The organism is Pseudomonas arsenicoxydans (assembly GCF_900103875.1).
GTDB lineage: Bacteria > Pseudomonadota > Gammaproteobacteria > Pseudomonadales > Pseudomonadaceae > Aquipseudomonas > Aquipseudomonas arsenicoxydans.
In genome coordinates this window covers 4,787,066-4,805,141 of the sequence record NZ_LT629705.1, presented here as the reverse complement: position 1 = coordinate 4,805,141, position 18,076 = coordinate 4,787,066, and the positions used below count along the sequence as shown (strand labels likewise).

Genomic DNA, 18,076 nt, shown 5'->3' with positions numbered 1-18,076 from the left:
ATAAGAAAGGGCGTCCATCAGGACGCCCGTCTGCCATCGTTTATTTCGGCCTGTAGCTTTCGGTGACCTGCGCGGTTTGATCGTCCGGAACCCTCAGCTCAATCACTTTGCGCTGGATGCCATTGGCCTGTTCTTGCTTAAAGCGCAGGCTTTCGAAGTAATACCTCATGCGCTCGGCACCACCTTCAGCTAAAGCAGCGGCCGAACCGAACATCATCAGACTGGCGAGTATCAGCGTTATACGCTTCATGGTGTGCCTCCAACTACGGATATCGGATGCCTGTCTTCCATGAGTCAAATGTCGCCGGGACATTATCCGCCGAATTGGTGATTTGGGAATTAACCGCCGCAAAGCTTCAAGTCCAGGCTAACGAGAATTATTGATATTTTAAAATGTGTCGTGCGCAGCAGCGGGACACAAAAAAGGGGCCGGAATCGGCCCCTGAGGATTACTGCTTGGCGACTGCCGGATCGTCCGGCGTGGCCTTGGGTTTCATCAGGCTGAAGTCGATCAGCGGACGCACTTGACGCTCGTAAGGGTTGCCGATCATCAATGGTCGCGGCTTGAAACTGTCGCTGACCAGGCTTTTGCTGCGGTCCAGTTCATCAAAACTCAGGCCCGCCATATCGGCCCAGGTATGGATCAGTTGCGAGCTGCTGTAAGGCCGCCCCAAGTCACCGGCCAGATTCCAGTCGTGGGTTTCACGCCACTTTGGTGAGGCCCACGCCATGAACGGAATGGTGTACATCGGCGCGGTCGGCTTGTTTTCGTTACGGCCCAGTGTGCTGTGGCCCGCTGAGTCGAACACGTCTTCACCGTGGTCGGAGAGGTACAGCAAGAAGCCGTTCGGATCGGACTTGGCGTAGTCCTTGATCAGGCTCGAGACCACGAAGTCGTTGTACAGCACCGCGTTGTCATAACTGTTGTACGTCGGCACCTCATCGTCACGCACGCCGTCCGGCACACCTTTGCGGTCGGTGAACTTGTCGAAGGTCGGCGGATAACGGTACTGATAGCTCATGTGCGTGCCGAGCAAATGCACCACGATCAGCTTGCGCGGCGCGGCGTCTGTCAGGGCCTTGTTGAACGGCTCGATCACGTCGCCATCGTACTGGGCGGCGTTCTGGTTGCGGTTATTGTTCAGGTACACCTGCTCGTCAGCCTGTTCGGAGAACGTGGTGAGCATGGTGTTGCGCTTGGTCATGGTCTGCTGGTTGGTGATCCAGAAGGTTTTGTAACCGGCCTGCTTCATCATGCTGACCAGGGACGGCGTGGTCAGGTAAAGGTCCGGGTTTTCCTCGTCGGCGAAGGTCAACACCTGCTGCAACGCCTCGATGGTGTAAGGGCGCGGGGTGATGACGTTGTTGAAGACCGCCAGTTGATCCTTGAGCTTGTCCAGTTCCGGCGTGGTTTCACGCGGGTAGCCGTAGAGGCTCATGCGCTGACGGTTGGTCGATTCGCCAATCACCAGCACCAGGGTGGAGGGCTGGTTGGCCATCGTGTCAGTGAGGTTTTTGAGCGGTGCAATCTTGCTCGCGCTGTTGAGCATGTCTTGCATGCCGGCCAGCGTCTCGAGGTAACGGTGATAGGCCACGGCCATCTGCCACGGCACCGCCGGCTCGACGCGGGTCTCGAACTTCTCGAAACCATCAGCGAAGTTGCCTGTGCGCGCAGTTTGTTTGACCAGCGGATAACCGACCACGGCCACCAGAATCGCGGTCGCCGCGACCCAGGCCTGCCAGCGCGGCAGGTACACCGGGCGCAAGCGCGTCCACAGGAAATAGGCGAACAGGGTATGGGCGAGGAACGCCGCCACCATCCACCAGGCGAAATACTGGGTCATGTACTCGCCCGCTTCAGCAATGTTCGATTCGAACATGATGAAGATGACGCTTTGGGAGAATTCCTGCTGATAGATGAAGAAGTAACCCAGGCTGGCCATTGAACAGGCCCACAACACCACGCCGATCACTGCAGCCATTACCCGTGTCTGCCGAGGGAACAGCAGCATCGGTGCGAGCCAGATGGCGCTCATCACAAAAGCCTGGCGGAACCCGGTGAAACCCGAGGTGCCCGTCAGTTGGATCAACAGTTGAGTGATGCCTGAAAAATACCAGAAGAACAGGAATAACCAGAGAAATCCTGCCCAATCAAAACCAGTCGCAGTCGTTTTGCTGCGGTTAAACAAAGCCATTCAGCGCTCCAGCCAAGTATTCACTTCGACCGTCGAGCCTTCCCTGTTGTCGACGAACGGAAGCCGCGCGCAAACCGCTCGGCCATAGGGCGGCGGAGTATCAACAAGTAAATGTGAAAAATTCGTGAGTTTAAGGCTTGGCGGCGCGTTGCATCGCATCGGAAACAGCAGGGCACTGTTTCCGATTCAGGCGAGCGGATCAGGCGTGGGGAGCGCGCTGGGTGACGGGCAATTGCAGAGCGGGGGAGCTTTGTGTGAGTAAGCGCAGCTGCGCGAGCTCCTGCTTCAACAGGTCGCGCTCTTCTTTCAACTGGCGCAATTCATCACGACGGATCGTGACATAGAGGGTTTGTGCTGGCCGTGCTGCTTGTACTGTGCCCATTGCTCACCTCGCAAATGGCTATCTCAACTGTAAATCCGCCCCGACATCGGTGCTTATTTACTATCGGCTGCGATTTTGATTTCTTTTGCCCCTGAATGGAACTTTTTTATTTTTGATGGTCGTTGTGTCTTCGACGCGATTACCGACGTTATCAATCAGGATCGGGCACAATGCCCGGAAACTTAGCGCCAATGCTCTGGACTAACCCACATTGGTCGCGTTGGGCTATAACCTTTGACACACATTTTTAGTAGTAGGGAGCATCAGCACATGCAACTCGGGATTATTGGACTGGGCCGCATGGGCGGCAATATTGCGCGTCGCCTGATGCTCAACGGGCATACCACCGTTGTTTATGACCGCAATACCGCCTTCGTCGACACCCTGGCAGCGGAAGGCGCCAAGGGCGTCATCGACCTGCCGGCGCTGGTCGCAGGCCTGGCCAAGCCACGCGCCGTGTGGGTCATGCTGCCCGCTGGCGCACCGACCGAAGACACCATCACCGCCCTGAGCACGTTGCTCGAAGCCGGCGACACCATCATCGACGGCGGCAACACCTTCTATAAGGACGACATCCGCCGCGCCAAGAGCCTGTCGGAGAAAGGCCTGCACTACGTCGACGTCGGCACCTCCGGCGGCGTCTGGGGCCTGGATCGTGGTTACTGCATGATGATCGGCGGCGACGCCGAGGTGGTGAAACGCCTTGATCCGCTGTTCGACAGCCTGGCGCCGGGCATGGGCGATATCCCGCGCACCAAGGACCGCAAGTCGGACGACGATCGCGCCGAGCGTGGTTACATCCATGCAGGCCCGGCAGGCTCGGGCCATTTCGTGAAGATGATCCACAACGGCATTGAATACGGAATGATGCAGGCCTTCGCCGAGGGCTTCGACATTCTCAAGACCAAGTCCAGTGAGCAACTGCCGGAAGATCAGCGTTTCGACCTGAACGTGGCCGACATCGCCGAAGTCTGGCGTCGTGGCAGCGTCGTGTCGTCCTGGTTGCTCGACCTGACCGCCGACGCGCTCGCCAGCGATCCGAAACTCGACGGTTACTCGGGTTCGGTGGCTGACAGCGGCGAAGGTCGCTGGACCATCGAAGCGGCCATGGAACAATCGGTACCGGTTCCGGTGCTGTCGAACTCGCTGTTCTCGCGCTACCGTTCCCGCGGCCAAGGCACTTTTGGCGACAAGATTCTCTCGGCCCAGCGCTTCGGCTTCGGCGGCCATGTGGAGACTTCGAAAAAATGACTCGCTTGATCCGCAATAAATCCAAGGCAGAACCCGCTCCACCGACCACGCTGTTTTTATTCGGTGCCCATGGTGACCTGGTCAAGCGTCTGCTGATGCCGGCGCTTTACAACCTGAGTCGCGACGGTCTGCTCGGCGATGGTTTGCGGATCATCGGCGTTGACCACAACGCCATCAGCGACGAAGCCTTTGCACAAAAGCTCGAAGATTTCATTCGCGCGGAAGTGGCGGCGAAGGTCGGCAAGGGCGATCAAGCCCTTGATCCGCAGCTGTGGGCCAAACTGGCCAAAGGCATCAGCTACGTCCAGGGCGACTTCCTGGACGACAGCACTTATCAAGCGCTGGCGGAAAAAATCGCCGCCAGCGGCACCGGCAACGCGGTGTTCTACCTGGCCACCGCGCCACGGTTCTTCAGCGAAGTGGTGCGCCGTCTCGGCGCCGCCGATTTGCTGCAAGAAACGCCTGAATCGTTCAGAAGGGTGGTGATCGAAAAACCGTTCGGCTCCGATCTGCAAACAGCCGAAGCCTTGAACGCTTGCCTGCTCAAGGTGATGTCGGAAAACCAGATCTACCGGATCGACCATTACCTGGGCAAGGAAACCGTGCAGAACATTCTGATCAGCCGGTTTTCCAACAGCCTGTTCGAAGCGTTCTGGAACAACCATTACATCGACCACGTGCAGATCACCGCCGCCGAAACCGTCGGCGTGGAAACCCGTGGCAGTTTTTATGAACACACCGGCGCCCTGCGGGACATGGTGCCCAATCACCTGTTCCAGTTGTTGGCGATGGTGGCAATGGAGCCGCCGGCAGCCTTTGGCGCCGATGCGGTACGCGGCGAGAAAGCCAAAGTGGTGGGTGCGATTCGTCCCTGGTCCACCGAGGAGGCGCGGGCCAACTCGGTGCGTGGGCAATACAGCGCCGGCGAGGTCAGCGGCAAGCTCCTGCCGGGTTATCGCGAGGAAAACAACGTCGCGCCTGACAGCAACACCGAAACCTACGTTGCGCTCAAAGTCATGATCGACAACTGGCGCTGGGTTGGCGTGCCGTTCTACCTGCGCACCGGCAAGCGCATGAGCGTGCGCGACACCGAGATTGTCATTTGCTTCAAAAATGCGCCTTACGCGCAGTTCCGCGATACCGAAGTTGATGAGCTGCAGCCGACCTATTTGCGGATTCAGATTCAGCCCAACGAAGGCATGTGGTTCGACCTGTTGGCGAAACGTCCAGGCCAGGCGCTGAAAATGGCCAATATCGAATTGGGTTTTGCCTACAAGGATTTCTTTGAAATGCAGCCGTCCACCGGCTACGAAACTCTGATCTATGACTGCCTGACGGGCGATCAGACCCTGTTCCAGCGCGCCGACAACATCGAGAACGGCTGGCGCGCCGTGCAGCCCTTCCTGGATGCCTGGCAGCAGGACGCGAGCGTGGAGCGCTATGCGGCTGGCGAAAACGGTCCGAAGGCCGGCGATGACCTGTTGATTCGCGACGGTCGCGTCTGGCACGGCCTCGGATGAGTGACGTCACGCCGCAACCCATCCGTTTTCTGCTCAGCGACATGGACGGCACGCTGTTGCTGCCCGATCACAGCCTGAGCCTGCGCACGATCGAAGCAGTTCGTTCATTGCGCGAGGCTGGCGTGCTGTTCAGCCTGGCCACGGGGCGCCCACCCAAAGCCATGTTGCAGCAGATTGAAGCCTTGGGTGTCGACCTGCCGACGGCTGCTTTCAACGGCGGCACCATCGTCAATCCACATGGCAGTGTGCTGGTTGCGCATTATTTACCGGTCACGGCCGCGCTGACGGCGTTGGCATTGTTTGCCGATCTGCCGGACATCGAGGTCTGGGTGTTCAGCGGGGGCGACTGGCTGCTCAAAGATCCACACCGTCCAATGGTTCCCCGGGAGCAACATGGCCTGGGTTATCCGCCCGTGGTGGTAGAGAGTTTCGAGCCTTACCTTGAGCGTATCGACAAGATCGTTGCAGCCAGCAACAACGCTGAGTTGTTGATCGAGCTGGAAGCGCAATTGCTGCCCAAGGTCGAGGGGCAGGCGCAGGTCTCGCGCTCACAGCCGATATATCTGGACGTGACCGCGATGCAGGCCAATAAGGGCGCCGCGTTGGCGACACTGGCCGAGTTTCTCGGTATCTCGCTGGAGCAGACTGCCGCGATGGGCGATGGCGGCAATGACCCGGCGATGTTTCATCGTGCCGGGTTGTCGATTGCCATGGGGCAGGCGGAAGAGGCGGTCAAGCTTCAGGCCGATGTGGTGACGGGCGCCAATACCGAAGATGGCGCAGCGCAGGCGATCGAGCGGTATATCCTGAACCGCTGAAACCGCTGAAACCGCTGAAACCGCTGAAGCCGCTGTAGGAGCTGTCGAGTGCAACGAGGCTGCGATCTTTTGATCTTGTTCTTAAAAAATCAAAGTCAAAAGATCGCAGCCTCTTTGCACTCGACAGCTCCTACAGGTTGATCGGTTTTACAGCCAGTAACTCACCGCATACCAACCCAGCACACCCATCACCACCGTATAAGGCAATGCCATCCACACCATCCGCCCGTACGACAGGCGAATCAGCGGTGCTATCGCCGACGTCAGCAGAAACAGAAATGCCGCCTGACCATTGGGTGTCGCCACGCTCGGCAGATTCGTCCCGGTATTGATCGCAATCGCCAGCGTTTCGAAGTGCTCGCGGCTCATGTGGCCGGAGATGAACGCCTGTTTCACCTCGGTGATGTAGATGGTTGCCACAAACACGTTGTCGCTGATGGCCGACAGCAAGCCGTTAGCGATGAACAACATGCCGGGCTGTTGATCGGCTGGCAGCGCCAGTACCCACTGGATCAGCGGCGTAAACAACTGTTGATCGTGAATCACCGCGACCACCGCGAAAAACACCACCAGCAATGCGGTAAACGGCATGGCGTCCTTGAACGCATTGCCGATGCGGTGCTCTTCGGTGATACCGGTGAACGCGGTGATCAACACAATCACCATCAAACCGATCAGCCCGACTTCAGCAATATGAAAAGCCAGCCCGGCGATCAGGATCAACGCCGCCGCACCTTGGACCAGCAAGGCGGCGCGTTGCCGTGAAGTGCGCTCTGCGTTGTCTTCGGCGGCGTAATTGGCCAGCACCGTGCGCACGTTGTCCGGCAGCAGCGTGCCGTAACCGAACCAGCGCAGCTTCTCCAGCAGCACACAGGTCACTAAACCTGCAGCCAGCACCGGCAGCGACACCGGGGCAACTTTCAGAAAAAACTCTGAAAAGTGCCAGCCCATTTCGTGACCGATCAGCAGGTTTTGCGGTTCGCCGACCAGTGTGCAAACACCGCCCAACGCCGTGCCCACGGCGCCGTGCATCAGCAGGCTGCGAAGGAACGCGCGAAATTGATCAAGGTCACCGTGATGGAGTGTGGGCAGGTGCTGGTCATCGCCGAATTCACTGTCCTGGCGTGGGTCATTGCCCGAGGCGACGCGGTGATACACCGAATAAAAGCCAACGGCGGCGCTGATGATCACCGCCGTCACCGTCAAGGCATCGAGGAACGCCGACAGAAACGCCGAGAGAAAGCAGAACATCAAGGCCAGCAGCGCTTTGGAGCGCACGCCCAGCAACAGGCGCGAGAACAGAAACAGCAGCAGGTCTTTCATGAAGTAGATGCCCGCTACCATGAACATCAGCAGCAGGATCACCGGAAAGTTGTGCACCAGTTCATCGTAGAGTGCCTGCGCCGTGGTCATCTTCAGCAGCAGCGCTTCAATCAGCAGCAAACCACCGGGCATCAGCGGATAACACTTGAGCGCCATGGCCAGTGTGAAGATGAACTCCAGCACCAGCAGCCAACCGGCCGCCACCGGGCCGACTGCCCATAACACCAATGCATTGATTATCAGGAAGCCGACAATGCATGCCTTGTACCAGCGGGGAGAGTGGCCGAGAAAATTGTGCGCGAAGGCCTGAGCCATTGAGCCGGACATCGGCTACTCCTTGTATTAAGAAGCGCGCAAGTTGCCGGAAGCGACAGGGAAGATCAAGTGTGTAACAACAAGTTGGCTCAACCGAGATAACGCACCACCACTGCCCGGTAATTACCGTCCAGCGAATAGCCGCCGACAATAATGCCTGCGTCAGTTTGAACCGCCACTGAGGTGGCCATGTCGAGGCTACTGCCAAGACGGGTTCGGACCCAACAGGTGCCTTCGGCAAAGCCGGGGTCCGGCTGTCCACCGGGTAGATACCTGGCCAGCAAAAAGCCGGGTTCAACCCCACCGAGGGTGCCACCGACCGCCAGCACCCGGCCATCTGACTGCAACCGGGCGGCGGTCCATTGGCTGGTGTTGCGGCCAATGTGCAGCAGCTGCGGCTGGCCATTGTTGCAATGAGTATCCGGGCGGCCGTTGCTGTGCACTTTCAGCGCCAGGCAATGCATCGGTTCGCGGCTGCTGCCAAAACACTGCAAATCGCCACTCTCCAACTGCACGGTCTGGTTGATGTGCGCGCTTTTTCCTTGAACACCGAAGGTCATCAAACCATCCACGGCGAAGCGCTCATCCAGGCTGCCGTCGGGAAGATAGCGCGCCAGTAATGCTTGTTCGGGGAAACTGATCGATCCGCCGACCATTATCCGACCATCCGCCTGCAGCATCAGGGCGCTGAGCCAGGAGTTCATCAGCAAATGCCTGACCATGACAAAGCCGCGGCCATTGAAGGTAGTGTCCGGTTCACCATCGGCGGTGAGGCGTATCAACAGGCCGGCGTGATCGGCCTGTTCAAAATAGTGATTGGCCAGTAACAGGATCGCGCCGTCAGCTTGCACTTTCACACCACAGGTTTCAGCCCCCGGTACGCCAAAAGGCCCAGAGGTGTTGCGCCGGCCTTGGGAGAGATTTCCCGGCAGACGTACGACACAATAACCATTGTCGCCAAATTTCTGGACCGGGCGGCCTTGTTCATCGAATAGCGCCAAGGCCGGCAGTGTTCGATGGGCGTCTTCATAGTGCAGGCCGGCCACCAGAATGTTCCCGTCGGCCAGTAACTGGACGCTGCCCGCCATGGCTTCGTGACCGCGCTGGAATTGCCCGATAACGCTCCCGTGAGTGCCAAAAGACAGGTCAGATGAACCGTCGGCCAGCAAACGGGCCAGGCCAAAAAAATGACCACTGCGAGTGCCGACTTTCGCCGCCACCAGCACACGACCCTGTGCATCAATCGCCACACTGTTGGCGATGCTCCATGTGCTGCCGGCGAAATACACTTGGGTTTTGCCGCCGCAAGCGAAGCGCTTGTCGAGTTGGCCGGCAGTGTAAGGAGATGCAGGCAGGGCAACAGCGGTCTGGTGAGGCATGCGCGCACCTCCTTGCGAGCTGACCAACTCCCGGGGTTGGGAGGGCAATGGCCTGTGCAAAACATTCAATCCTTGAATGATCGATAGCACAACGGTCACAACTAACTGGCGGAGGGTCGTTATGTGCCAGAACAGTGTCTTTTCGAACCACTGGCAAGCCTGCCAAGTAATAAAGCAAAAAAGATCGTCCGGGCTCGGCCTGGACGATCTTTTTTTAAAGCGTTAACGCAAGTCGCTTAGTGCGGCATAGACCACGAGAACAATTTGTAACCTTCCTGGCTCAGTTCTGTGCGTGCCTCTTTAAGAACATGTTCCAGTTGCGCCGGGTCGGTGTAGGCGCTGCTCGGGATTTGTGTACGGCCCAGCGGGGTACTGGTGCGATCAATCACCGTCAGGCTGAGTTCGCCGTTACCGTCTTGTGGCGCCCAGGCTACGCATTTAAAGGGCTTAAATGCGCGGTCGGCAATCAAAAGAGCTTCGTTGATACGGAGCGGGGCGGTCATGGGATCTTCTCTCTCTATGCCCAATCAAGTGACAGGCCGTCGGTTGGGCTTACCGTTCGGCTGGTTACTTGTACTGATGCCCGCAACCGGGGGGCAGGTCACACACATTCGGAAGAAATTTCAACTTTCTTTCATATACTCATTAAGGGAGGCGTTTTTGAAAGCTTCATGAAAGGTTGAACTCGTTAGGTAACTAACAAAGCGCTCTCTTATAACTAATTAACTAACAACCCTATAGACAAACGGTACAAGGGACCGTCAAATTCTTGCTAATGTTACAGCCAGGCCCGCCAAACGACTGTTTTTAATAATATTTCTCAAAATTGGCGCCAAGGAACAGTCATGATCGAAGCGCCCGCGTTGCGACGTCTGTTAGTAGTGGACCCGTGTGACGACTGCCATCGTCTATTGCCGGGTTTACGCTCTGTCGGTTGGGATGTAGACAGTTGCACCTTGGAGAACGCAGCCGAGCGCACCTGCGACGTTGGCCTGTTGCGATTACAACCTTTTCATCTGGAACACCCGGAAGCCGTCAAAGAGCTGATCAGCCACAGCGGCACCGAGTGGATCGCTGTGCTCAATCAAGAAGTCCTGCGACTGCAGAATGTCGGCGACTTTGTTTGCGAATGGTTTTTCGACTTCCATACCTTGCCGTTTGATGTTTCGCGGGTGCAAGTCACGCTCGGACGAGCGTTCGGCATGGCGCGCTTGCGAGGGCAGGGCACGATTCATATCGATCAGCCCGAACACGAGTTGCTCGGTGACAGCAAGCCGATTCGCGAACTGCGCAAACTGCTCAGCAAACTGGCGCCTACCGAATCTCCGGTATTGATTCGCGGCGAGAGCGGCACCGGCAAGGAGTTGGTTGCGCGCACCTTGCACCGACAGTCCCAGCGTCACAACAAACCGTTCGTGGCGATCAATTGCGGTGCAATCCCTGAACACTTGATCCAGTCCGAGTTGTTTGGCCACGAAAAGGGTGCGTTTACCGGGGCTCATCAACGCAAGGTCGGACGGATCGAAGCAGCGAACGGCGGCACTCTGTTTCTCGATGAAATCGGTGACTTGCCCCTGGAGCTGCAAGCCAATCTGCTGCGCTTCCTTCAGGAAAAACACATCGAGCATGTCGGCGGCAGCCAGCCCATTCCGGTGGATGTGCGGGTGTTGGCGGCGACTCACGTCGACCTTGAGGCGGCAATCGAAAAGAAGCGCTTCCGTGAGGATTTGTACTACCGCTTGAACGTGCTGCAAGTCGTCACCGCGCCACTGCGTGAGCGCCATGGTGACTTATCGATGCTGGCCAACCACTTTTCCCATTTCTACAGCCATGAAACCGGTCGCCGCCCACGCAGTTTCAGCGACGACGCCTTGATTGCCATGGGCAAACATGACTGGCCAGGCAATGTTCGCGAGCTGGCCAACCGGGTACGTCGCGGGTTGGTACTGGCCGAGGGCCGGCAGATTGAAGCCCGAGATCTGGGGCTGATCAGCCAGCAGGCCATGCCCACGCCAATGGGCACGCTGGAGGACTACAAGACCCGCGCAGAACGCCAGGCCTTGTGCGATGTGCTTAACCGCCACAGCGATAATCTGAGCATTGCCGCCAAGGTGCTCGGGATTTCCAGGCCGACGTTCTACCGTTTGCTGCACAAACATCAAATACGTTGAGTTGCCATTTTTAGTTAAACATTGTCGGTAAATGCTTTTTAACCCGAGTAGCGATCGACAAAAAACCCGCCGAAAAGCGGGTTTTTTGTGCGCGCCGTATCAGAAGTAATATGGGAATTTCAGGCTGAAGGAAAAGTCTGGCGAGTCTTCGGTCAGGCCAATGGCCAGATTGGGAACAATCGTCAGCTTATCGGTGGCGGCCAGTGTCATGCCGATGTTGAAGTTAGCCGAGTTGTAGTCGCTGTTGGTGATCGATTGCCAATCGCCACCGTCCGGTTTGATTTTGCTCTTGCGAGCGAATTGATCGGTGAACGAAAACGACATACTCATCTTCTCGTTCAAGGCGAACGCAATACCGGCGCCCACCTGCCAGGAATCGCCCAGTTTCACGTCCCCAGGGACCTTGGAGTTGACCTGAGGGCTGATGTCGCTGAAAGAGTCCTGGATGTTGTAGGTATAGGCCAGGCTGCCGAACAACACCGCCGGATCGAAGGTCTTGACCAGGGAGATACCCGGGGTTACCGACCAGACACCATTGCCGGTAGGCAGGCTCTGGGGTACCGAAAGGTTATCGTTATTGGGGTCATTGACCAGCTTGATGCCGTAAGGGTCATCACCGGTTGGCGCTTTGACGCGCAGCGTCACGACTGCGTCGGGCAGGTTGACCGACTCATCGAGAAACTTGTAAGCCACGCCGACGTTGATGTCGCCGATAGTGGGGTCGCGGGTTACGGTTGCGTCAGACGTCACCGGGCCTGCGCCGCCGGCGCCACCGGAGGAATACGTCGATTCGCGATACACCACGGGAACGTTGATGTCGAACTGCCAACGTTGTGCCACGTTATAGCGAGCCGTCAGGTCCAGGGTCCAGTTATCCGCCTTGATGCGGTCGAGGTTGATGTTGCCGAGGAAAATCGAGTCCAGTGCCAGGAAGCCATTGAGCGTCAATGCACGGGTATCGTAGTGCGTGTAGGTCATGCCGGTTTCGAAGCTGAACTTGCCACCACCGAAGAAGCCGCTGGCTTCGTCATACAGGTTGGAAACGCTTTGTGCAGGTTCAGAGTCGTCCTTGAGCGCCTGGCCATATGAACTGCCCGTGGTTCCCGGCGCACCGGTGGCCACCGTCTGACCCCCCTTGACCGGTTCGGCAGGGGATTTGGTCAGACGTTTGGGCGGTGGTGTCACTGGTGTTGCTTCGACTTGGCGAACGCGCTGCTCAAGGACCATCAGCGCGTTCTGTTGTGCTTCGTAACGCTGTTTCAACTCCATGAGTTCTTGTTTTAATAATTCGACCTGAGGGTCCGGTGCTGCATATAGCAGTGTCGCCGGGGTCAGGCTACTTAAACAGACAATAGCTCTGAGCGTTAACGATCGATGCATGGGTGTGCCGTCCCTTCTGATGACTTCCGATGAGACTGAGCGTAGATCAGAATCCGAGTGCGCGAAGACCTTTGAGTTGATCGAGGTTGCCGCTTACCGATCCGGCTGACGGCACGTTGTCACGCAACACAACATTGAATGAGGTTAGATTGCGGACCTGGTTGCTGCTACCGAGCAATGTCGTGTTCTGCATCAGGCCTCCCTGGGCCAGTCGTTGGATGGTACTGCCCTGATTGTTATTGGCCACGATGTTGAGTTGCACACCCGTGCCGGTTGAGGAAACGCTCAGCGAACCCGCGCCATTGGTGCCGGACACCGTCGAGCCTGCGGCCAATGCCTGGCCTTGTTGTTGCGTTACGGGTGCCTGGTTAGCCTTTGTGACGTTGATATCAACGTTGTTGTAGGCCGTATTATTGTCGCCGGCAGCGCGCACGACCTGAGTGACGCCTTCGGTGCTGTTGAGGCCGCTGCCGCCAGTGACGCTACCGGTGCCGGTGCTTTGCGATTGCGTTGAGCCACTACTTTTTTCATCGATCATCGATACATAGAACTGTGGCTTGATGGTTGATTGTTGAATTTGCATCGATGAAGTGGCGCCGATTACTTCACCGTTGGCATTTTGCCAAGAGCTGGTCATGACGATGCCGAAACTGACAATTCTTCCCGGCATCACAAAGCGGCCGCGCAGGGTCGCCAGTTCCTGATCCTTCAGTTCGATGGGTTTGAATGGTTGTGCCTGGGTAGGCAGGCTGGCGGCCAGGCAGACAACGGCCAGCCAGATTGGAGTCTTCATTGGATGCTCCCGGAGCTTCATGCTCCTTATCATTAGAAGAAGTCGCTTTGGATGAATCCGAAGTCCATCAACTCTGCGTCTGGTACCGGGCTGAAAGCGTTGATGCGGTTCTTGGCGGTCAGTGGCAGGGGAGGGTCGAGCAACGCATTGGTTTTGTCATAGCCCTGGCCGATGACGGCAAAAACGATGCCGTTCCAGCCTTTGACAAAGTCGTCGAGTTTGTAACGTTTATGACCCAGTACCGGATCTCCGATATAGACCCAGCCGTCATGCACTCTTTGCAACACCACAAAATGCTTGTAGCCGCGGATATCCATGAGAACCACAACGGGTATTTTGATTTCGCTCAACGTTTCAGTGGCTACCCGGTAGCCGCGGGCACGCATGCCGATACTTTCCACGTAATGCTTCATGTCGAGCATGGAGAAGCCCTGGACGCGGACAAGATTTTGATCGGAGTGTGCCAACATGCCTTCGATAATCTGTTCTTCATTCACATCCAGCCAATAGGCCTGGCGCAAAATCGTCGCGAGCGCAGCTGCGCCGCAACTGAAATCGGTTTTCTGTTGCACCAGGTCGGCAAATTTACGCTCACGTATGCTCTGGACCGGTTTGTACACCACCGCGCCGCCCGGCAGGACGGAAAGCGGCATTTGTGCAGCCTCGCTCACACTGGCCACGCACAGCAAAAATGCCAAGGTGATAATCCGCATGGTGGGATGCCTTCAGGTGGTGGCTGAAAAAGGCCCCCGTGAGGGGGCCTCCACAGTCAACAGTTAGAACGAGTTGTTGGAAATGGCCAACGAGTTGCTTTGTTGGTTGCCCACACCGGCAGCTACGTTGACGCCCAGGTTGCCGCTGCCGCCATTCACCGAACCGGTCAGGGATGCAGTGTTGGTCACAGGGTTGGCCCAGCCAGTTGGAGTCAGCACTTGATAAGAGTAAGTGTTGCTCAAATCATACGAGCTGCTTTCACTGTAGCTCTTAGCTTTGTCATACGCAGATTGGGACGACTTGCTGCCCGATTTTTCGAACGAGGAGCTGTACGATTTATCAAACGATTTTTCGTGCGTTTTGTCGTACGACTTATCGACCGATACGTCGAGTGATGCATCGAGCGATGCGTTCAGCGAAGCGTCAGAAGACGAGCTGCTGCTGCCCGAATGGTGAGGGCCATAGTTCCACGAAGCGCTGTTGGAAGCCGCGGCTGCTGCGTCCAGAGTAGCGTTCAAGGAAGCGCTCAAAGAAGAACTCGAGGAGCCGCTTGCATGAGAGCTGCTAGAGCCATTGGCATTGAAGTTATTCGAACCGCTCACGTCAAAGCTCGAAGAAGCGCTTCTGCTGCCGCTCGCTTCGCTAGACTTATCGCGAGAGAAACTGCCGCTGGCCGTTACGGTATTGGTCAGCGTATCTACACGGTAGGTCCGGTCGGCGTTGTTATTCACAGTCAGGCCAGGGCCTTGTTGATCGGCAGAGGCGGTGGCGGTGGCGTTACCCAGCGGAGCATTGGTGTTGGCGATGGCCATGGTATTTTTCTGCTGGTTCAGATCGCCGCCAGCAATGTTGATCCCCATGTTGCCGCTGCCGCTGTTGCCCGATCCACTCATGGTGGCCGAGGCAGTGCTGCCGTAGTTGTCAACCCTGTTGCCGTTGCTGTATTGCTTCACGCTTGCGGTAGCAGTGGCAGTGCCGAACACGAAGCTGTTATCGGTGGCTGCGGCTGCGGCGTTTGCAATGGCGGCCGCGTTGTCTTGTTGGTTGCCGTCGCCGGCAGCCACGTTGACGCCGACGTTGCCGCTGGTGCCTGTGGCAGAGCTGCTCATGCTGGCATCGTTGACAGTCCCTTGGTTAAGGACGTGATTGTTGGTACTGCTTTGGTTATCTATCGCACTCGCCGTCGCGTAGACCGGGATCTTGGTTGGAGGAGGGGTGTGATGACCGTTGTTATTGTGGCCATTGTGGCCATTGTGGTGGTCATCAGTCTGCCCAGCTTGTACAGCAACAGCCATGACCGCAGCAATTGCGAAAACCAGAGGCTTGATTGCCATCGAAGGTTTCATGGTGATTCTCCGTACTTATTTTAGGTTAAGTGTTGTTTCTACCTGTTTGGGTCAATCCGCGACCCGTACGCTTAGGGTGTTTGCCATTCGATTACCCACCCCGGCGCTCTGATTCAACTGAATCACCCCACGACTACCGGTGAAGGCCTGGTCGCTTGTAGCGACATGGCGATAGCCGGGTGCAGAGTCAGTTGCATCGGAGTTGCTGATCAGCGCCACGTTCTGTTGCCTGAGGACGCTGTCGTCGATACTTTGCGGTTGCGTACCAATGCTGATGCGCAGTGCATTGGCTTGCTGGTTGCTGGCGCCCGCGCTCTGGTTCACGCCCAGTGCGCCGTTGCCGTTACTGAAGGAGTTGCCCTGGATAGTGGACTGAGCATCGATTCTGGGATCGACCTCAGTGCGCAACCGTTGGCGAATTTGTGTGGTCGCGTCTGCACCATGACCAATGGCGAAAGCCCGGGCATTGGCCTGTTGTTGCTGGTCGCCCGCAGCCTGGTTGACCGTGAGGTTGCCTTGGTACTGAGCGCCCGAACCGTCGATGTCGGCGTTATTGATGACGGGAGGTTGGGCGAACGTCGATGCACTGCAAAACATGGCGATAATCAGCAGCGAACGATTCATCTCAACGGTCTCCCGTTATGATTTTCAGAGCACCCAGGCCTTGCTGGACGTTTGAATTGACCATGTTGGCAATGCCGCTGCCCGAATTGCCTGAACGTCCGGCGGGGAGGTTCGAAAGCTGACTCTGGGTGCTGATATTGCCGCCCAGATTGTTGGTGTTTTGCGTGACCAGGCGGGAGATGCCCGCACCACTGGCAACGTTGGCAAAGTCACCATCGCTCAGCTCATTCGTTTGGCTGAGGACTTGTTTGGACGGGTTGGCGTTGACGGTTGTGGGGCTAGGGTCGGGGATCAATGGCGGAACGGTTGCGTTGCGGGGCTGGACATCACGTTTGATGGTGATGATGCCGTTGTCGGCCTGTACGGGCAGGCAGACACTTGAGCCCAGTGCGCATCCGATCAGCAGGAGGCTAAAGATGCTGTTATTGAATTTCCCCACGGCTGCAATTCCTTCTGTAATTGGACGCTGGCCCTTATCAGCGTTGCGAGGTAGAGAGCAGAAGGTGTGCCGGTTTTTACTTTTCTTTTAAAAACAGCGGGTTGAGTTTAATTATCGAGACAGTCAAAAAAAATGTGTAAAGCCGCTGAAACAGAGCCACGCAAAAGCCCCGTCCATACTGGCGGCACTGCTCGCTAAGGGCGCTGAATGCAGGTTGTATCAGTGGCTTAACATTTTTTTGCTGGCGCGAAGGAGCCGCTTTAGATCGCGGGTTCGCGCAAGCGGATGTGTTTCAGAAATGGACAGTAGCGACAAGGCGGGCAACTCTGTCAGGTGTTGAGCAACTGCGTTACCGCCTCGAATGACGCTTCCTTGCGCTGTTTCCAGTCACCTTCCACAACCAGGCAAGGCTGATGGTGCAGGTCAAGCCATTGGCGGCTTGCCTGGAAAAACGCCTGGCGTTCTGCCAGTTGCGGTTGGCAACGCTGGCCATCGTCATGCCAGGCCACGGTTTCCGGGCTCAGCAGCAAATGCAGGTCGTATTGCCGTGCCAGCAATGCTTGCTCGATCCACGCCGGGCAAGCGCCAAACAGCGTGTGACTCCAGAGGATATTGCTCAGCAGGTGCGTATCGAGAATCAACAGTGAGGGTTGTCGGGTGCGAGCTTCATCCTCCCAGGTCAGCTGGCCATGAGCTATCGGCGTGATGTCATCGTAGCGGGTTTCTCGGGCTTCGCTGTCGATAAAGTGCCGAACGTACTCACTGACCAATATGCCGCCAAAGTTGGCGTGAATCTCGCTCGAAAGCCAGCTTTTGCCGCTGGATTCCGGACCTGTAAGCACCAGCACTTTCATGCGCGCAACGCCGGGTCGGCGCGCCATTCACGCCAGCCTTGCACCGCCAGAAGCAAGAACAGGGCGTAGAGCGAGGCGGTCAGGTACATGCCTTTATAAGTGAACAGTGCGACGAAAATCACATCGACGGTGATCCACAGTGGCCAGCACTGCACGCGTTTTTGCGCCATCCACAGTTGCGCCACGAGGCTGAATCCGGTCAGTGCAGCGTCGAGCCAAGGCTGCGCGGCATCGGTCCAGTGCGCCATGGCAGCGCCCAGCAGCAGACTGCCGATGGCGCCGACCGCAAGGCCCGATGCAATCGATTTTCCGTCGAGTCGACTGACCTGCCGACCGGCATTCGCCTCACCCGCGCGGGTCCACTGCCACCAGCCGTAGAGCTGCAGCGCGGCATAAATCACTTGCAGAAGCATGTCCGAATACAGCTTCACTTCATAAAAGATCCAGCTGTAAAGCAGCACCATGACCAGGCCGATCGGCCAGCACCAGGGGTTCTGTTTGACCGTCAGCCAGACGGCGATCACGCCGAGGGCGGCGGCAAACAGTTCTAGCCCGGACATGGGGGTTCCTTG

General features: G+C 57.2%; 18 protein-coding genes. 4 read left to right on the top strand and 14 right to left on the bottom strand.

Annotation, left to right across the window (positions count from 1 at the left end; genetic code table 11):
* Positions 1–40: 40 nt before the first annotated feature.
* From BLQ41_RS22410 to BLQ41_RS22400, 3 genes are all read right to left on the bottom strand, one after another.
* Entirely contained in the window at positions 41–250 is a 210-nt protein-coding gene (locus BLQ41_RS22410) for a hypothetical protein (protein ID WP_090184468.1), read from the bottom strand.
* 199 nt (positions 251–449) lie between these two features.
* A complete protein-coding gene (locus BLQ41_RS22405) occupies positions 450–2,195 on the bottom strand; it encodes a phosphoethanolamine transferase CptA (RefSeq protein ID WP_090184464.1) in 1,746 nt (581 codons plus the stop codon).
* A gap of 199 nt (positions 2,196–2,394) precedes the next feature.
* Positions 2,395–2,577: a DUF6026 family protein gene (locus BLQ41_RS22400; protein WP_090184462.1), complete on the bottom strand. Its 183-nt coding sequence runs from the start codon at positions 2,575–2,577 to the stop codon at positions 2,395–2,397.
* A 270-nt stretch (positions 2,578–2,847) separates the two neighbouring features.
* Here BLQ41_RS22400 and gnd point away from each other — a divergent pair, with 270 nt between their 5' ends.
* The 3 genes from gnd to BLQ41_RS22385 are packed head-to-tail and all read left to right on the top strand — an operon-like array spanning position 2,848 to position 6,166.
* The gene (gnd, locus tag BLQ41_RS22395) at positions 2,848–3,828 is read left to right on the top strand and encodes a phosphogluconate dehydrogenase (NAD(+)-dependent, decarboxylating) (protein WP_090184459.1); all 981 of its coding nucleotides are present in this window, start codon (positions 2,848–2,850) and stop codon (positions 3,826–3,828) included.
* Complete coding sequence (gene zwf, locus BLQ41_RS22390) at positions 3,825–5,348, top strand: glucose-6-phosphate dehydrogenase (RefSeq protein ID WP_090184456.1); 1,524 nt, start codon at positions 3,825–3,827, stop codon at positions 5,346–5,348. Before gnd ends, zwf begins: the two co-directional genes overlap by 4 nt.
* Entirely contained in the window at positions 5,345–6,166 is an 822-nt protein-coding gene (locus BLQ41_RS22385; RefSeq protein WP_090184453.1) for an HAD family hydrolase, read from the top strand. Before zwf ends, BLQ41_RS22385 begins: the two co-directional genes overlap by 4 nt.
* A 147-nt stretch (positions 6,167–6,313) precedes the next feature.
* Here the strand turns inward: BLQ41_RS22385 and nhaB are convergent, their stop codons facing one another.
* The 3 genes from nhaB to BLQ41_RS22370 form a co-directional block, all read right to left on the bottom strand.
* Entirely contained in the window at positions 6,314–7,816 is a 1,503-nt protein-coding gene (gene nhaB, locus BLQ41_RS22380) for a sodium/proton antiporter NhaB (protein WP_090184451.1), read from the bottom strand.
* A gap of 77 nt (positions 7,817–7,893) precedes the next feature.
* On the bottom strand, positions 7,894–9,183 hold the full coding sequence (locus BLQ41_RS22375) for an NHL repeat-containing protein (protein ID WP_090184448.1): 1,290 nt from the start codon (positions 9,181–9,183) through the stop codon (positions 7,894–7,896).
* Positions 9,184–9,419: 236 nt separating this feature from the next.
* Complete coding sequence (locus BLQ41_RS22370; protein WP_090184445.1) at positions 9,420–9,686, bottom strand: hypothetical protein; 267 nt, start codon at positions 9,684–9,686, stop codon at positions 9,420–9,422.
* A 342-nt stretch (positions 9,687–10,028) separates the two neighbouring features.
* On the opposite strand from BLQ41_RS22370, the gene BLQ41_RS22365 reads away from it, so the two are divergent.
* Positions 10,029–11,354 (top strand): sigma-54 dependent transcriptional regulator, encoded by a 1,326-nt coding sequence (locus BLQ41_RS22365; protein ID WP_090184442.1) that lies wholly within the window; start codon positions 10,029–10,031, stop codon positions 11,352–11,354.
* Between the two features lie 99 nt (positions 11,355–11,453).
* On the opposite strand, the gene BLQ41_RS22360 is transcribed toward BLQ41_RS22365, so the two are convergent.
* The 8 genes from BLQ41_RS22360 to pnuC form a co-directional block, all read right to left on the bottom strand.
* A complete protein-coding gene (locus tag BLQ41_RS22360; RefSeq protein ID WP_090184439.1) occupies positions 11,454–12,734 on the bottom strand; it encodes a hypothetical protein in 1,281 nt (426 codons plus the stop codon).
* A gap of 46 nt (positions 12,735–12,780) precedes the next feature.
* On the bottom strand, positions 12,781–13,527 hold the full coding sequence (locus tag BLQ41_RS22355; RefSeq protein WP_090184436.1) for a hypothetical protein: 747 nt from the start codon (positions 13,525–13,527) through the stop codon (positions 12,781–12,783).
* Positions 13,528–13,559: 32 nt separating this feature from the next.
* Positions 13,560–14,240: a C39 family peptidase gene (locus tag BLQ41_RS22350; protein WP_090184433.1), complete on the bottom strand. Its 681-nt coding sequence runs from the start codon at positions 14,238–14,240 to the stop codon at positions 13,560–13,562.
* A gap of 63 nt (positions 14,241–14,303) precedes the next feature.
* Positions 14,304–15,587 carry a heme utilization protein gene (locus tag BLQ41_RS22345; RefSeq protein WP_090184430.1) on the bottom strand — a complete coding sequence of 428 codons (1,284 nt, stop codon included), beginning with the start codon at positions 15,585–15,587 and terminating at the stop codon, positions 14,304–14,306.
* Positions 15,588–15,638: 51 nt separating this feature from the next.
* Positions 15,639–16,211, bottom strand: coding sequence for an adhesin (locus BLQ41_RS22340; protein ID WP_090184427.1), 573 nt, complete (start codon positions 16,209–16,211; stop codon positions 15,639–15,641).
* 1 nt (position 16,212) lies between these two features.
* Positions 16,213–16,650 carry a hypothetical protein gene (locus BLQ41_RS22335; RefSeq protein WP_090184424.1) on the bottom strand — a complete coding sequence of 146 codons (438 nt, stop codon included), beginning with the start codon at positions 16,648–16,650 and terminating at the stop codon, positions 16,213–16,215.
* A 329-nt stretch (positions 16,651–16,979) separates the two neighbouring features.
* Entirely contained in the window at positions 16,980–17,504 is a 525-nt protein-coding gene (locus tag BLQ41_RS22330; protein ID WP_090188768.1) for an AAA family ATPase, read from the bottom strand.
* Positions 17,501–18,064 carry a nicotinamide riboside transporter PnuC gene (gene pnuC, locus BLQ41_RS22325; protein WP_090184421.1) on the bottom strand — a complete coding sequence of 188 codons (564 nt, stop codon included), beginning with the start codon at positions 18,062–18,064 and terminating at the stop codon, positions 17,501–17,503. The genes BLQ41_RS22330 and pnuC overlap by 4 nt, the downstream gene beginning before the upstream one ends.
* Positions 18,065–18,076: the final 12 nt, after the last annotated feature.

Bases quoted from the DNA above. Each gene is read 5' to 3' on its own strand.
- BLQ41_RS22365 (WP_090184442.1), top strand. From the start codon at position 10,029: ATGATCGAAGCGCCCGCGTTGCGACGTCTGTTAGTAGTGGACCCGTGT.
- BLQ41_RS22405 (WP_090184464.1), bottom strand. From the start codon at position 2,195: ATGGCTTTGTTTAACCGCAGCAAAACGACTGCGACTGGTTTTGATTGG.
- BLQ41_RS22360 (WP_090184439.1), bottom strand. From the start codon at position 12,734: ATGCATCGATCGTTAACGCTCAGAGCTATTGTCTGTTTAAGTAGCCTG.
- BLQ41_RS22410 (WP_090184468.1), bottom strand. From the start codon at position 250: ATGAAGCGTATAACGCTGATACTCGCCAGTCTGATGATGTTCGGTTCG.
- BLQ41_RS22370 (WP_090184445.1), bottom strand. From the start codon at position 9,686: ATGACCGCCCCGCTCCGTATCAACGAAGCTCTTTTGATTGCCGACCGC.
- gnd (WP_090184459.1), top strand. From the start codon at position 2,848: ATGCAACTCGGGATTATTGGACTGGGCCGCATGGGCGGCAATATTGCG.
- BLQ41_RS22350 (WP_090184433.1), bottom strand. From the start codon at position 14,240: ATGCGGATTATCACCTTGGCATTTTTGCTGTGCGTGGCCAGTGTGAGC.
- BLQ41_RS22340 (WP_090184427.1), bottom strand. From the start codon at position 16,211: ATGAATCGTTCGCTGCTGATTATCGCCATGTTTTGCAGTGCATCGACG.
- BLQ41_RS22375 (WP_090184448.1), bottom strand. From the start codon at position 9,183: ATGCCTCACCAGACCGCTGTTGCCCTGCCTGCATCTCCTTACACTGCC.
- zwf (WP_090184456.1), top strand. From the start codon at position 3,825: ATGACTCGCTTGATCCGCAATAAATCCAAGGCAGAACCCGCTCCACCG.
- BLQ41_RS22385 (WP_090184453.1), top strand. From the start codon at position 5,345: ATGAGTGACGTCACGCCGCAACCCATCCGTTTTCTGCTCAGCGACATG.
- pnuC (WP_090184421.1), bottom strand. From the start codon at position 18,064: ATGTCCGGGCTAGAACTGTTTGCCGCCGCCCTCGGCGTGATCGCCGTC.
- BLQ41_RS22345 (WP_090184430.1), bottom strand. From the start codon at position 15,587: ATGAAACCTTCGATGGCAATCAAGCCTCTGGTTTTCGCAATTGCTGCG.
- BLQ41_RS22355 (WP_090184436.1), bottom strand. From the start codon at position 13,527: ATGAAGACTCCAATCTGGCTGGCCGTTGTCTGCCTGGCCGCCAGCCTG.
- BLQ41_RS22400 (WP_090184462.1), bottom strand. From the start codon at position 2,577: ATGGGCACAGTACAAGCAGCACGGCCAGCACAAACCCTCTATGTCACG.
- BLQ41_RS22330 (WP_090188768.1), bottom strand. From the start codon at position 17,504: ATGAAAGTGCTGGTGCTTACAGGTCCGGAATCCAGCGGCAAAAGCTGG.
- nhaB (WP_090184451.1), bottom strand. From the start codon at position 7,816: ATGTCCGGCTCAATGGCTCAGGCCTTCGCGCACAATTTTCTCGGCCAC.